The sequence below is a fragment of the Marinobacter sp. 3-2 genome (assembly GCF_003751355.1).
GTDB lineage: Bacteria > Pseudomonadota > Gammaproteobacteria > Pseudomonadales > Oleiphilaceae > Marinobacter > Marinobacter adhaerens.
Genome location: NZ_RJUQ01000017.1, coordinates 158,088 through 172,620, shown reverse-complemented (window position 1 = coordinate 172,620; position 14,533 = coordinate 158,088). Strand labels below are relative to the sequence as shown.

At 58.6% G+C, this 14,533-nt stretch carries 14 protein-coding genes; 7 read left to right on the top strand and 7 right to left on the bottom strand.

Annotation, left to right across the window (positions count from 1 at the left end; genetic code table 11):
• The 4 genes from rsxC to metG are packed head-to-tail and all read right to left on the bottom strand — an operon-like array spanning position 1 to position 5,095.
• Positions 1-1,830 (bottom strand): electron transport complex subunit RsxC, encoded by a 1,830-nt coding sequence (rsxC, locus tag EDB94_RS17610; protein ID WP_108019080.1) that lies wholly within the window; start codon positions 1,828-1,830, stop codon positions 1-3.
• Positions 1,830-2,408 carry an electron transport complex subunit RsxB gene (rsxB, locus tag EDB94_RS17605; RefSeq protein WP_088557582.1) on the bottom strand — a complete coding sequence of 193 codons (579 nt, stop codon included), beginning with the start codon at positions 2,406-2,408 and terminating at the stop codon, positions 1,830-1,832. The genes rsxC and rsxB overlap by 1 nt, the downstream gene beginning before the upstream one ends.
• Positions 2,409-2,437: 29 nt before the next feature.
• On the bottom strand, positions 2,438-3,019 hold the full coding sequence (gene rsxA / locus EDB94_RS17600) for an electron transport complex subunit RsxA (RefSeq protein WP_014576726.1): 582 nt from the start codon (positions 3,017-3,019) through the stop codon (positions 2,438-2,440).
• Between the two features lie 45 nt (positions 3,020-3,064).
• Positions 3,065-5,095, bottom strand: coding sequence for a methionine--tRNA ligase (gene metG / locus EDB94_RS17595; protein WP_108019079.1), 2,031 nt, complete (start codon positions 5,093-5,095; stop codon positions 3,065-3,067).
• 198 nt (positions 5,096-5,293) lie between these two features.
• Between metG and apbC the strand changes: the two genes are divergently transcribed.
• The 4 genes from apbC (at position 5,294) to EDB94_RS17575 (ending at position 9,188) form a co-directional block, all read left to right on the top strand.
• Positions 5,294-6,394 (top strand): iron-sulfur cluster carrier protein ApbC, encoded by a 1,101-nt coding sequence (gene apbC / locus EDB94_RS17590; protein ID WP_108019078.1) that lies wholly within the window; start codon positions 5,294-5,296, stop codon positions 6,392-6,394.
• Between the two features lie 279 nt (positions 6,395-6,673).
• A complete protein-coding gene (gene dcd / locus EDB94_RS17585; protein WP_008172848.1) occupies positions 6,674-7,240 on the top strand; it encodes a dCTP deaminase in 567 nt (188 codons plus the stop codon).
• Positions 7,237-7,836 (top strand): YjaG family protein, encoded by a 600-nt coding sequence (locus EDB94_RS17580; RefSeq protein ID WP_008172846.1) that lies wholly within the window; start codon positions 7,237-7,239, stop codon positions 7,834-7,836. The genes dcd and EDB94_RS17580 overlap by 4 nt, the downstream gene beginning before the upstream one ends.
• A gap of 74 nt (positions 7,837-7,910) precedes the next feature.
• The gene (locus tag EDB94_RS17575; RefSeq protein ID WP_108019077.1) at positions 7,911-9,188 is read left to right on the top strand and encodes a valine--pyruvate transaminase; all 1,278 of its coding nucleotides are present in this window, start codon (positions 7,911-7,913) and stop codon (positions 9,186-9,188) included.
• On the opposite strand, the gene EDB94_RS17570 is transcribed toward EDB94_RS17575, so the two are convergent.
• From EDB94_RS17570 to purM, 3 genes are all read right to left on the bottom strand, one after another.
• A complete protein-coding gene (locus EDB94_RS17570) occupies positions 9,185-9,919 on the bottom strand; it encodes a DUF3108 domain-containing protein (RefSeq protein WP_008172842.1) in 735 nt (244 codons plus the stop codon). The genes EDB94_RS17575 and EDB94_RS17570 overlap by 4 nt on opposite strands.
• A gap of 90 nt (positions 9,920-10,009) precedes the next feature.
• On the bottom strand, positions 10,010-10,672 hold the full coding sequence (gene purN / locus EDB94_RS17565; RefSeq protein WP_014576731.1) for a phosphoribosylglycinamide formyltransferase: 663 nt from the start codon (positions 10,670-10,672) through the stop codon (positions 10,010-10,012).
• Positions 10,669-11,733 carry a phosphoribosylformylglycinamidine cyclo-ligase gene (gene purM / locus EDB94_RS17560; RefSeq protein WP_039881976.1) on the bottom strand — a complete coding sequence of 355 codons (1,065 nt, stop codon included), beginning with the start codon at positions 11,731-11,733 and terminating at the stop codon, positions 10,669-10,671. The genes purN and purM overlap by 4 nt, the downstream gene beginning before the upstream one ends.
• 219 nt (positions 11,734-11,952) lie before the next feature.
• On the opposite strand from purM, the gene EDB94_RS17555 reads away from it, so the two are divergent.
• Genes EDB94_RS17555 through hda form a run of 3 tightly spaced genes read left to right on the top strand, consistent with a single transcriptional unit; the run spans position 11,953 to position 14,507 of the window.
• On the top strand, positions 11,953-13,230 hold the full coding sequence (locus EDB94_RS17555; RefSeq protein ID WP_082814033.1) for a DUF2066 domain-containing protein: 1,278 nt from the start codon (positions 11,953-11,955) through the stop codon (positions 13,228-13,230).
• Between the two features lie 21 nt (positions 13,231-13,251).
• On the top strand, positions 13,252-13,812 hold the full coding sequence (locus EDB94_RS17550; protein WP_169702144.1) for a CDP-alcohol phosphatidyltransferase family protein: 561 nt from the start codon (positions 13,252-13,254) through the stop codon (positions 13,810-13,812).
• Positions 13,809-14,507 carry a DnaA regulatory inactivator Hda gene (gene hda, locus EDB94_RS17545; RefSeq protein ID WP_062784873.1) on the top strand — a complete coding sequence of 233 codons (699 nt, stop codon included), beginning with the start codon at positions 13,809-13,811 and terminating at the stop codon, positions 14,505-14,507. Before EDB94_RS17550 ends, hda begins: the two co-directional genes overlap by 4 nt.
• Positions 14,508-14,533 lie beyond the last annotated feature (26 nt).

Here is a 14,533-nt window from a genome sequence, read left to right as displayed (position 1 = left end):
TTAGTGGGTTGTCTGGGATTCAGTCGGACCGGCGGCCAGCTTTTCTCTGGCCTCAGACAGCGCCTCTTCCGCTCTTTGCACCCGATCGTGATTCTTGGCCACGGCCCTCTCCAGCTTCTCGACGTTGTCTGCCTGCTGGGCTTTGGCGTCATCAAGCATGCCTTGCATGGTTTCCAGCTTGGACCTGGCCTGCTCCAGCTGCTTCTCAAGGGCCTCGATGTCGGGCTTTTCCTCGGTCGGCGGTGCACTGGGGGCAGGCGACTGGGACGCTTGTGCCTTTGCTTTCTTGCGGGCCAGGGCCTGCTCCACAAGCGCCGACTTGGCGGCACGTTCGTCAACAGCCTGACCTTCGGCGGCCGCTTTCTCCGCCTCTGCCTGTTTTTTCGCGGCTGCTTCGGCTGCGGCCTGCGCCCGCTCCTTGCGCCTCAGTTCTTTCTCCTGTTGCTCGCGCTCGAGGCGTGCCTGGCGTGCCTCGAAGCGTTCCCGGGCCCGGTCGGCTTTCAACTGTTCTGCCTGTTGGGCACGGATTTCACCCTTGGCGAACCGATAGTACTGAACCAGCGGAATCGAGCTCGGGCAAACATAGGAACAGGCGCCACACTCTATGCAGTCAAACAGGTTCAGGTGCTCCGCCTTTTCAAATTCGGTGGCCTTGGCGTGCCAGAAAAGTTGCTGCGGCAACAGCTCCATGGGGCAGGCTTCGGCGCACTGGCCACACCGGATGCAGGGTTGTTCCGGTGGTGGTGCCGGCAGTTCAGCTGCCGTTGCCGCAATCACGCAGTTGGTGGTCTTGATGACCGGTACCGCTTCGGTCGTGAGTGTGTAACCCATCATGGGGCCGCCAAGCACCAAGCGACTGACCGCATTTTGGTTAACACCAGCCTGCCCGAGCAGATGCTCAATCGGTGTGCCAATAAGCGTTTCGAAGTTACCCGGTTCCCGAACGGCTTCCCCTGTGATGGTAACGATTCGGGAAATCAGCGGCGTACCCCCCAGGACCGCATTTGCTACGGCAACGGCGGTTCCGATGTTCTGGCACATCACGCCGATATCGGCGGGAATTCCGCCGCTGGGCACTTCCATGCCGGTCAGGATCTGGATCAGCTGTTTCTCGCCACCTGAGGGATACTTGGTCGGAACAACCGCAATTTCGGTCTGGGTGCCCTCGGTGGCTTTTCGCAGCGCGGCAATGGCTTCGGGTTTGTTGTCTTCAATACCGATCACGCAACGCTCGGGGCGCAGAATCCACGCCATGATTTTTAGCCCGGCAACTACCTCGTCGGCCTTTTCCCGCATGGTCATGTCATCAGCGGTGATATAGGGCTCGCATTCTGCGCCGTTCAGAATGAGCGTACTGACCTTGCGATCCCTTGGTGGCCGGAGTTTGATATTGGTGGGAAAGCCGGCTCCACCCATACCGGAAATACCGGCATCGCGGATAATTTGCAGAACCTCGTCGCGCTCCAGAGAACGATAATCCGCCACTGGACTGCGCTGGCACCATTGGTCCTCGCCATCCGGTTTCAGGGTGATGCACCGGTCCGCCATACCTGAGGGATGGGGGACAGGGAAGTCGGCGATGCTCTCGATTACCCCGGACGTCGGTGCATGAACGGGAACGCCCATGCCGGTTTTAACGTCGGCAATTTTCTGGCCCTTCAAGACCCGCTCGCCGACCTCAACAATGGCCTCCGCCGGATCGCCGATGTGCTGCTGAAGTGGCAGAACCAACTGGGCAGGCATGCCCGCATCGCGAATCGGACGCGCGGTTGAGATGTCTTTGTGTTCCGGAGGATGGATGCCGCCGGAGAAATCCCAGAGTTGAGTCATCAGGCACTGGCTCCCTGGCGATCGGTGGCAATGAGTCCGGATTTGGGCGGTGTCCAGGTCCAGGTACGAATATCGGGTTCCACCGTCACCATGTCGATGCAGTCCACCGGGCAAGGATCAACACACAGATCGCAGCCGGTGCATTCGCTCTCAATGACCGTGTGCATGTGCTTGGCGGCGCCAAGAATGGCGTCCACGGGGCAGGCCTGGATGCACTTGGTGCAACCAATGCATTCGTCCTCACGAATCACCGCGACCCGTTTGACCTGTTCAACGCCGTGTTCGGCATCCAGGGGTTCCGGTTCCACATCCAGGAGGTCTGCCAGTGCCTTGATGGTAGACTCGCCGCCCGGCGGGCATTTGTTGATCGGTCCCCCCTCGGCAATGGATTCGGCGTAGGGCCGGCAACCGGGATAGCCGCACTGGCCACACTGGGTCTGGGGAAGAAGGGCGTCAATCTGATCCACCAGCGGGTTGCCCTCCACCCTGAACCGTTCGGCCGCAAATCCGAGCAGGCCGCCGAAAACAACGGCCAGGGCCAGAAGCACCACAACGGCAACAAGAACGCTTGTCCACATAACCTGTTACTCCTAATCCCGCCGGCCGATCAAACGCTGACCAGGCCGCCAAAGCCCAGGAAAGCCAGGGCCATCAACCCGGCTGTCACCAGCCCGATGGCAGCACCGCGAAAGGCCACCGGCACATCGGACACGGCGATGCGCTCACGCATGGCGGCGAACAGCACCAGAACCATCGAGAAGCCCGCTGCTGCACCAAATCCATACAACACGGACTCAACGAAGTTGTTGTTCTTGTTGATGTTAAGCAGGGCGACGCCCAGCACCGCGCAATTCGTGGTGATCAACGGAAGGAAGATGCCCAATACCCGGTAAAGCAACGGGCTGGTTTTGCGCACCACCATCTCGGTGAACTGAACTACCACGGCAATCACCAGGATAAAGGTGATGGTTCTGAGGAACGCGAGGTCCAGCGGCTCGAGCAGGTAGGTATAGGCAAGGTAACTGCACACCGAAGCCAGGGTCAGCACGAACGTGGTGGCCAGGGACATCCCCATGGCCGTTTCCAGTTTTCCGGATACGCCCATAAAGGGGCACAGGCCCAGGAACTGAACCAGTACAAAATTGTTCACCAGAATGGTGCTGACCAGAATCAGCAGATATTCGGTCATTTACCTTGCTCCATTGGCACCTGTCAGCGCTCAGCCCGGTCGCCCTTACATAATCCGCATGCCGGGCGTGGCGCCCGAATCCGGAGACAGGATAAAGATGTCCTTGCCTCCCGGGCCGGCCGCCAGAACCATACCCTCGGACATTCCGAACTTCATCTTCCGCGGCTTGAGGTTGGCGACCATGACGGTCAGGCGTCCCTCGAGATCTTCCGGCTTGTAGGCTGACTTGATACCAGCAAACACGTTGCGCTCGCCATGCCCTATGTCAAGGGTGAGGCGAAGAAGCTTGTCGGCACCTTCCACATGCTCTGCTTTGACAATTTTAACGACCCGAAGATCCACTTTCGCGAAATCGCCAAATTCTATTTCATCGGCGATGGGTTCAAGATTGGCAGCGGGTGCCGGTTTTCCGGTCGCTGCGGGCAACTCCTCCTTGGAGGAATCCAGCATTTTCTCGATCTGGGCCATATCCACACGGTTCATCAACGGCTTGAACTTGTTGATGCCGTGGTTCTCCAGGCGTTCGCTCCGATTGTTCCAGTCCAGCGGTGCATTCAGGAAAGCCTCGGAGGCCTTGGCGGTCTCCGGCAGCACCGGTGCCAGATAGGTCATCAGAAGATGGAACATGTTGATGGCGTTGGTGCAGATGGCCTGGAGATTCTCGTCCTGGCCTTCCTGCTTGGCGATCACCCACGGCTGCTCATCATTGACGTACTGGTTGGCAATGTCTGCCAGTTCCATGATCCGTCTCATCGCGCGGCCGAATTCGCGGGACTCGTAGTATTCCTCGATTTCCTTGCCGGCCTCGATGAATTCCTTCAGTTTGGCGTGCTCGGTGACCTGGCCAAGCTGGCCGTCGAAGCGCTTGGTAATGAAACCGGCACTGCGGCTGGCAATGTTTACCACCTTGCCCACCAGATCCGAGTTCACCCGGGCAGCAAAGTCTTCCAGGTTCAGGTCCATGTCATCCACGCTGCCGGTCAGCTTGGCGGCGAAGTAGTAGCGCAGGTATTCGGGGTTCAGATGATCCAGGTAAGTGCGCGCCATGATGAACGTGCCGCGGGACTTGGACATTTTCTTCCCGTTAACGGTGACAAAGCCGTGAGCCCAGACTGCGGTTGGTGTGCGGAAGCCCGCATCGTGCAGCATGGACGGCCAGAACAGCGCGTGGAAGTTGATGATGTCCTTGCCGATGAAGTGGTAGACCTCGGCGGTGGAATCGGCCTTCCAGAAGTGCTCGAAATCGATGCCTTCCCGGTTGCAAAGGTTCTTGAAGCTGGCAAGGTAGCCGATCGGCGCATCCAGCCACACGTAGAAGTACTTGCCGGGCGCGTCCGGAATTTCGAAACCGAAGTAGGGTGCATCACGGCTGATGTCCCACTCCTGAAGGCCTGCGTCCAGCCATTCAGCCAGCTTGTTGGCCACCTGGGGTTGCAGCGTGCCGCTGCGGGTCCACTTGGCGAGGAAGTCCTGGAAATCCGGCAGCTTGAAGAAATAGTGCTCGGACTCTTTCTCGATCGGTGTGGCGCCGGAAACCGCCGAGCGCGGATTGATCAGCTCGGCCGGCGTGTAGGTTGCGCCACAGGCCTCGCAGTTATCCCCGTACTGGTCCTCGGTCTTGCACTTGGGGCAGGTGCCCTTGATGAACCGGTCCGCCAGGAACATGTTCTTTTCAGGGTCGTAGGACTGGGTAATCTTGCGCGTGGCAATGTGCCCGTTTTCCTGGAGCTGACGGTAAATATATTCCGAGAAATAACGGTTCTCTTCGGAATGGGTGGTGTAATAGTTGTCGAACCGGATGTGGAACCCGGCGAAGTCCTCCTGATGCTCCTCGCGGATCCGGTCGATCAGCTGCTCGGAGGTAATGCCTTCCCGCTCGGCACGAAGCATGATGGCAGTGCCATGGGCATCATCGGCGCAAACGTAGTAACAATTCTGGCCACGCATCTTCTGATAACGCACCCAGATGTCGGTCTGAATGTATTCCAGCAGGTGCCCCAGATGAATAGGGCCGTTGGCGTACGGCAGGGCGCTGGTAACCAGAATATCGCGCTGTTGCTTGCTCGCTTGCGTCATGGTGATGTCCGAACCTTATGTTGACACGGGTTGGAAAGACAAAACGGGGAACTGGTGGCTGTCTTGATTGATTGCCCCAGGTAAAGACCCCATATGGTCAGAAACGGGCACAGATGATACCTTCCGAGCAGATAATTTTCACCCGAATCACCTGTTTCCGTGCTTAAAATCGAGCATGAGCTTATTCCGGAGAACCCGATGACACAGATTTCTGAGCAGGCCCTGCAATCAGCGGTTCGCGAGTACCGTGATCCTTACCTCAACAAGGACCTCTACCAACTGGGTGCCGTAAGATCCCTGAACGCCGACGAGCGCGGAAACGTTACCCTCATGGTTGAGCTGCCATACCCCTCGAAAGGCATTGCAGGTGCCCTCAAGCAGCTTGTCGGTAATGCTCTGGAAGACGTCGACGGTGTCGAGGATGTGGACGTCCACGTGGGCCAGAAAATCCACTCCTACAAAGTCCAGAAAGACCTGCCCTCGGTACCCGGCGTGAAAAACATCATCGCTGTCGCGTCGGGCAAGGGTGGCGTCGGTAAATCCACCACCGCCGTCAACCTGGCTTTGGCACTCCAGGCCGAAGGCGCACGGGTTGGCATCCTCGACGCCGACATCTACGGCCCCAGCATCGGCATGATGCTCGGCGTGCCCGAAGGCAAACGCCCGGACACACGCGAAAACAAATACTTCGTCCCCATGGACGCCCACGGCCTCCAGGCCAATTCCATGGCTTTTGTCGTTACCGAGAAAACCCCCATGGTCTGGCGCGGCCCCATGGTCAGCGGCGCCGTGATGCAACTACTCCAGCAGACCCTCTGGAACGAACTCGACTACCTTATCGTCGACATGCCCCCCGGCACCGGGGACATCCAGCTCACCCTGGCTCAGAAAGTCCCTGTAACCGGCGCCGTCATCGTCACCACACCCCAGGACATCGCCTTGCTGGACGGCAAGAAAGGCATCGAAATGTTCCGCAAAGTCGATATCCCGGTGCTTGGCGTGGTCGAAAACATGAGCGTCCACATCTGCAGCAATTGCGGCCACGAAGAACCCCTCTTCGGCCACGGCGGCGGTGAACGCATTGCCCAGGAATACGACACAACACTGCTGGGCCAACTGCCACTGCACATGACCATCCGCGAACAGACCGACGGCGGCACCCCCTCAGTGATCGCCGAACCGGACTCCGAAGTGGCTCGCCGTTACCGGGATATCGCGAGAAGGGTAGGGGCTGAACTGTCCACTCGGGAGCGGAACCTTTCCGGTTCGATCTCAAGCGTTTCAGTCACGGAGCACTGACAACGTCTCAAGGTTTGCGGCGTTTCACTCCGAAGTTAGTTCGCGGTCTTAGGGGCAGCCTTCCAAAAATGTCGAAGGCCATGGATGGCCTTCGCCAAGCGCACATGGATGTGCTCGTAGCGGTTTTTGGAAGGCTGCTCCTATGAGCGCAGCCCGCCAATTCTGAGGTCCGAACACGCAGCCGCAGCCCCAGAAGTAAAGACTCGACAGCCTTCGACAGACCCCAAGGGAAAAGGTAAACTACGCCCCAATTTTCCCAGTGGATACGAGACTTCGCCAATGAGCATCAAATCCGACAAGTGGATTCGCCGGATGTCCGAACAACACGGCATGATCGAACCGTTCGAAAGCGGACAGGTTCGTGAAACCGAAAAAGGCCGCGTGATCTCCTACGGCACCTCCAGCTACGGCTACGACGTACGCTGCAGCAACGAATTCAAAATCTTCACCAACGTCCACTCCGCCACCGTGGACCCGAAGAACTTCGACGAAAACAGCTTCGTCAACTACACCGGCGACGTCTGCATCATCCCGCCGAACTCCTTTGCACTGGCCCGCACCGTTGAATACTTCCGCATTCCACGAAGCGTCCTGACCATCTGCCTGGGCAAGTCCACCTATGCGCGTTGCGGCATCATCGTCAACGTCACCCCGCTGGAACCAGAATGGGAAGGCCAGGTTACGCTGGAATTCTCTAACACCACCAACCTGCCGGCGAAGATCTACGCCAACGAAGGCGTCGCCCAGATGCTATTCTTTGAATCCGACGAGATCTGTGAAACCAGCTACAAAGACCGGGGTGGCAAATATCTTGGCCAGACCGGCGTGACCCTGCCCAGGACATGAACGCCAACCAGTTCCTGAAAGCCGTTTCACAACTGCAGGGATGGCGCGAATGCGCCTTCCTGCTCGCTCTGGCTGAGCGCTCATTCCCGAACTACGCCCTGTTTGCCGATGCCATGGGCCTGAAGACCGGTGCCAAAATGCGCCAGCTTCTCGATCTTGGCTGGGACTTGCTCCAAAAAGACGTCTCCGAATCGGCGATCCCGCAGTTGCTCGCCAAACTGGAAACCCTGTCGCCGGACGTGGACGCCTACGACGCCTACGGTGTTTACCCGGCCTTCGACTTCTGTCAGCTACTGGAGCAGGCTCTGCTGAACCGCCTGAACCCCTCCAAACACCGCGCTACCGATGCGTCACAGATGGCGACCGGAACCGTGATGAACTTTATTGAGCTGTCCGAAGGGGAAGACCTCGAGGAAGACGAGCTCGTCCGTCTGCTTGATCATCACCCGTTGATGAAAGAAGACAAAACCTTCCAGCGGGACCTGATCCTGGAGCTGAAGCGCCAACGCACGCCAACCGATCAGTTCGTGGCCCGTCTCCGGGAGGATGCAGCCAACGAGGGCGTCAGTAACCTTGGCATTTCGCTCACCGAATAAACGTTGGGGAGCGAGCAAGCTACACTTTCGGTATTACCCGTTGTATTCAGAATAGGTCAGATGGATTTTATCCCATGAAACTCTCTGCTTTTGGTCGCAAGTTCACCGCCGATGCCGGTATCACGTCCCTCATGGATGACCTGGGTAACGCCATGGCATCCGGCGACGACATGATCATGATGGGCGGGGGAAATCCCGGGCATATTCCCGAGATCCAGCAGAGAGTACAGGAAATTCTCGCGGATATGAGTCGTAACGAGGGCGATGTTCGCCGTCTGGTCGGCATCTACGATCCGCCTCAGGGGGAAAAGCAGTTTATCGCCTCGCTCGCCGAGCTGCTCAACCGCGAATATGGCTGGGGCCTGAAACCTGAGAATATCGCCCTGACCAACGGCAGCCAGGCGGCCTTCTTCATGTTGTTCAACATGTTTGGCGGAGACTACGGCGACGGTAACCGCAAGCATATTCTTTTGCCACTTGCGCCCGAGTACATCGGCTACGCTGACGCTGGCATTGAACCGGGCCTGTTCCATGCGGTGCAGCCGGACATCTCGTTCACCGACGCCCACGAGTTCAAATACCGGGTGGATTTTGATGCCGTAGAGGTTACCGGTGAGACCGGCGCTATCTGTGTGTCACGTCCCACCAATCCGACCGGTAACGTCGTTACGGACGAAGAGCTTGCCCGGCTTGAAGGGCTCGCCCGCCAACACGACATACCACTGATCGTCGATGGCGCCTATGGCACACCATTTCCGAGCTTGCTGTTCGTTGATGCAACACCCACCTGGAACGACCAGATCATCCTCTGCCTGAGCCTCTCGAAGCTTGGTTTGCCGGCAGCGCGGACCGGAATCGTGATTGCGGCCGAACCGGTGATCAAGGCGTTGTCAGGCATTAATGCCATTATGAACCTGGCCACGGGCAGTTTTGGCGCCATGCTGGCAGAGCCTCTGGTTCGTTCCGGTGAAATATTGTCCCTGAGCCGGGATGTGGTTTGCCCGTTCTACAAGGCGAAGATGGAGCGGGCGGTATCCGCATTCCGGGAGGCCATGGGAGAGGACAGCTGCCGCTGGTATGTGCACAAGCCCGAGGGCGCCATGTTCCTGTGGCTCTGGTTCCCGGATCTGCCGATCTCCAGCCTTGAGCTGTATCAGCGGTTGAAGAGCCGAGGGGTTCTGGTCGTTTCCGGACACTATTTCTTTCCCGGATTACCGGAAGATGGCTGGAGGCACCGGCATGAGTGTCTGCGCGTGACCTACTCCCAGGACGACGATCGGGTTGCCGAGGGCCTCCGGATCATTGCCAATGAGGTCAAGGCCGTGTGGCGCGAGGCCGGGCGTGAGGTCTAGCGCTCGAACTCTGCTTCCTTGAGTTTCAATTCGTAGGTGCTGCCGTCCGGCTCAACCTGCCTGAGGCGGACTAGCAGGAAATTCTGCTCCGGCGAGAACCACATCAGCGTCTGGCGCTTGGAATCCTCGCGAACCTTCTCCGCCTTCAGGGTGGCGCTCTGTTTGTTGCCGGTGCTCATATTCTCGCCATTGATCACCGCGAAGCGATCGGTGTCGATAGAATTACCGTCGAGCACCCGATAGGTCATTTCCCGCTTGCCATTCTTGATGTCCTGGTGCAGCTGAAGCTGGTAGCCCAGCGGATCCAGGAGGCCTTCTTCCAGCGCCAGTTCGAAGGGCTTTCCCTTGTATTCCCCGGTTGCGACGCCTGCGGACCAGTCGAAGTCGATAGAGTTCTTGCGGTCGCTGATCAGGAAACCGGATAAGCGGTATCGGTATCGCATGGGTATGACGTGCCCGTCCTCCCAGCGGAATACCAGCGATTCATCGATGCTGACAATGAAGGAGTCGACATCCGTGCGGTACAGCCAGACATCGTTGCCCTGGGAGGAGAGTGTGCGTTTTGCGGTGCCATTGAGAGAGAGACCCTTCTCCATGGCTGCGGTATAGCTGGCCTCGAAGGGGGTGAGGTCGGCTTCGGTCTCGGCATGCAGTGTGACCGGTCCGGCGAGAATGCCGAGACAGGCCAGCAGTGCGGCGCAACCAAATCTGATGAGACGTCGTGAAAGCATCTTGTTAAACCCGAACAATTACCGTCATCAATGGCGACAGTGTAGCTGCTCGGGCAGGATGCGGGGATGACAATTCGTTCAGGCGATGCCTCAGTTGTCCGGCAAGCGCATCGGAGCGTTCAAGGGTTCGCCGTCGAACAACACATAATCGCTACCCAGTTGAATCCGGCCCTCACAGAACCAGCGGACAACAATGGGGTAGAGAATGTGTTCCTTGGCCTGTACCTTCTCTGCGAGGCTTTCTGGCGTGTCATCGGAAACAATCGCCACTTCTGCCTGGGCAATCACGGGGCCGCCATCCAGCTCTTCGGTAACGAAGTGGATGGAAACGCCATGTACGGTATCGCCCGCTTCCAGTGCACGACGGTGAGTATTCAGCCCGGTGTACTTCGGCAACAGGGACGGGTGAATGTTCAGCATCTTGCCCCGGAATGCCCGAACAAAATCCGTGGTCAGAATGCGCATGAAGCCTGCCAGGACAATCAGATCCGGATTGTATCGGAGGATTTCCGCCATCAGGGAGGCATCAAACTCATCCCGGGATTCGAAATTCTTGTGGTTTACCACAAAGGTCTCGATATTGGCCTGGGCCGCGCGCTCAAGGGCAAACGCGCCAGGCTGGTTGCAGCCAACGGCAATGATCTGACCGGGAAAATCCCGCTCCCGGCTGGCGTCAATCAGTGCCTGAAGGTTGGTGCCGCTTCCGGAGGCGAGCACCAGGATTTTCGGCAACGGGGTCTGATCTGCCTTCATGCCGACAGCAGCCCCGGTGCGTAGCGAACGCAGGCATCTGCCTGTTCGTCATCGGCACGTTCGATCAGGCCTACCTGCCAGGCATGCTCGCCCAGTGCTTTCAGGGTATCCAGGGCCAACTCCTTCTGGTTGGCAGGCACGCAGACAATCATGCCGATACCACAGTTAAAGGTGCGGTACATCTCTTCACTGGCAACGCCGCCGTTGTCCTTGAGCCACTGGAATACCGGGGGCAATGACCAGCTGTTTGTATCGATGGCAGCGATGGTGCCGTTCGGCAGCACCCTGGGAATATTTTCCGGCAGGCCACCACCAGTGATGTGGGAGAGGGCACGAACGTCGACTTCGCGAATCAGCTGCAGAAGATTCTTTACGTAGATTCGAGTCGGTGCCATCAAAGCGTTGGCCAGGGTGGTGTCGCCCATTGGCTGCTCGAGGTCAGCGTTGCTGACTTCCAGAATTTTCCGGATCAGGGAGTAGCCGTTGGAGTGGGGGCCGGAAGAGCCCAGGGCAATCAGCACGTCTCCGGCCTGGACGCGGCCGCCGTCAATAATCTCGCTGCGTTCGGCAACGCCTACGCAGAAGCCAGCCAGATCGTAGTCGTCGCCTTCGTACATGCCTGGCATTTCAGCGGTTTCACCGCCGACCAGCGCACAGCCAGCCTGCTCGCAGCCCTCGCCGATTCCGGCAACCACCTGAGTGGCAACGTCTACGTTCAGCTTGCCGGTCGCGTAGTAGTCGAGGAAGAAAAGCGGTTCAGCGCCGCCGACAACCAGATCGTTCACGCACATGGCGACCAGATCGATGCCGATGCTGTCGTGCTTGTCCAGTTGCATGGCCAGTCTGAGCTTTGTGCCCACTCCGTCGGTGCCGGAAACCAGAACCGGTTCGTTATATCCGGCGGGGATGGAGACCATGGCGCCGAAGCCGCCGAGACCGCCAAGAACCTCGGGGCGGCGGGTGCGCGCGGCGGTGTCCTTGATTCGGCTGACGAGTTCATTGCCGGCATCAATATCAACGCCAGCATCGCGGTAGGTCAGGGAGGGCTTCTGTTCGCTCATGGTGTACTTAACCGTTGGCCAGTGGGTCAGGCGGCGGATTTTAACAGGTGCGGTGTGGCGCTCCAAATGTATATTGCTTTTCCGAAATCCGGGGCCGCTACTCACACCTTGGGGCATGGTGTATCCTATGCGCCATTCATGCGAATTGCAGGGTGTTTCATGTCAGTATCAGGGCAAAAGCCGGCACACAGGTCTTTATCCGGGGCGTGGGTCGTTGCGTTGTTCACCGTTCTGCTGTCTGGGTTTTCCGCTCAGGCGAGTGCCGTGACGGTTTCCGGTCTCTATTCGGCAAAGGTGCCAGTGGAAGGGTCCTCGCCGGGTCAACTCGCCCAGGGATATGCAGACGGGCTGAGCCAGGTACTGGTAAGGGTTTCCGGTACCCGAGACGTACTGGCGATGGAGGGCGTTGAAGCCCTGCTGTCCGATGCCGAGTCGTTACTGCTTTCCTATCAGGTTGCCCGTGGCGAGTCCGGGCAGAGTGTTCTGAGCATGTCCTTCGGAGCGGTTGGCGTGAATCGCGCGCTGGCTGCAATTGATGCGCCGGTGTGGGGTGCCAACAGACCGCTCACGCTGGCCTGGATTGCTGCCGAGGATCGTGGATCGAGAACACTCGTAACACGGCCCGGGGCCGGCTCTGGTCAGGAAGACGCAGGAGCCTGGAGGGCTGCGTTCGATGAGGCGGCCAGAAAGCGTGGCTTGCCCGTGGCGCTGCCCCCGTCAGATTTCAGCTCTGACCGCGAATTGCTCTCGGATATCTGGGGGCAGTTTATTGGTCGGGTGAAGTCTGCATCCGGGAATCTGGACCATGATGTGCTCGCTTTGGTGCGGGTCAGCCGTGCTGGCGGGCAATGGCGTGCCGGCTGGGTCTTCGATGGTATGGCCATGAATGCCGGGGAAGAGTCGGTAACCGCCGATACCCCGGAAGCGCTGGCGGAGGCGACGATAAACCGCTGGGCGGAGCTATACGCCAGCCGATACGCGGTTGCTGCATCGGAAGTGGGCGATTCGCCCCAGGTGGACATTGTGCTGCGTGGCGTTACGTCGCTTGAAGACTATGCCGGCGCCAATAAGGTGCTGGAAGGACTGACCCCCGTGGTTAGCGTTGGTGCCCATCGGGTACGGGACGAACAACTGACCCTGCGGGTGGCTTTCTCCGGTGAGCTGGACCAGCTGCGGGAGTACATCGCCCTGGATCCGCGCTTCGTTCCAATGGAGGCCGACGTTCCGGCAGAACCTCCGGTTACCGCCCGTACAGCAGAGGGCCAGGTGGCTTCGCCTGGGCCGAACCCGCAAGAGGCGCCCGAGAGCAAGGAATCGCAGCCGGCTGGCCCGGATCAGCAAACCTCTGCGGAGGCGTCTGAAGAGACTGCCCTGTTTACCTATCAGCCGGTGCCCGTCGATGAGGAAGATGCCAGGGAGGCGTTCGAATCCCTGTACCAGGTTCTGTATTATCGTTGGCAACCGTCTTCTGTCATCGGGAGCGATGGCGGCGAATAAGGTGTAACCGGAGGGAGTCTTTTGAATTTGCACCGCTGGCGCTGGATTCCCAATGCCCTGACGTTCCTGCGCATTCTTCTGATCGCTCCCTTCGCGGGAGCGTTACTGATCGGAGATTATCGCCGAGCGTTGCTGATATTCTTTCTGGCCGCCGGCACAGACGCGGTTGACGGCTTCCTTGCCCGCCATTTCAATTGGCGTTCCAGGCTTGGTGCAATTGCAGATCCTCTCGCCGACAAGGCCTTGTTGATCACCGCGTACCTGATGCTTACTCTCACCGCTGTTCTGCCCGTGTGGCTGTTTCTGCTGGTGTTGGGGCGTGACCTGCTGATTGTGGTCGGCGCTCTGGCCTACCACTATAAGGTTGGTCGATACGATATGGAGCCCAGCATTCCCGGCAAGATCAATACGTTTATCCAGATTCTTGTAGCCCTGGCCATCATCGTGCTTCTGGCGGACCTGCCGATGCAGCCCTGGGTGGTGGATGCCGGCATTATCCTGGTGGCTGTTTCCACCGTGTTCAGCGGGGGGCATTACCTGTTTGTGTGGGGCTTGCGGGCCTGGAGGGCTACCCGGCCATGACCGCATCCCAGTTGGTGCTCGGGGTCAAGCTGCGTGACGACGCCCGATTCGACAATTTCCATGGCGACCGGAACACGAGCGCAGCCCAGCGTCTTGAAAGCGTTTGTCAGCAACCTGATGATATGCCTGTCGTTGTTCTGTGCGGTGATGCCGATACCGGCAAGAGCCATCTTCTACAGGCAGTGTGCCACCTGGGCGAAAAGCAGGGCAGGGCAGCGGTGTGTATCAGCATCGCAGAGCTAGAGCCTTTTGGTCCCGATGCCTTGTCGGGGCTTGAGACCCATGAGATCGTCTGTCTTGACGATGTCGACCGCATCGCAGGCCAGCGGGTGTGGGAAGAGGCCATTTTTCATCTCTATAACCGGATTCTCGATCGAGGCGGCCTTTTGCTGGTGAGTCTGGCCGATTTGCCGGCCAGTTCGGCCTTTGAGTTGCCGGATCTGGTCTCCAGATTCAGTCACGGGCTGATCATCCAGTTGGGTATTTACCGGGATGAGGATCGCCTGACCATTCTCAGAGCCCGTGCCGAGAAACGTGGCCTGGTGATGGCGGATGATGTGGCCAGCTATATAATGCGCCGGGCGCCTCGAAGGCTCGGTGATTTGCTGGGGATTCTGGATATACTGGATGAAAATTCACTTCAGGCACAGCGACGGCTTACTATCCCGTTTGTGAAGACAGTGATGGGGTGGTGAGTTGGAATGGGTTCATCGCAGGGCAG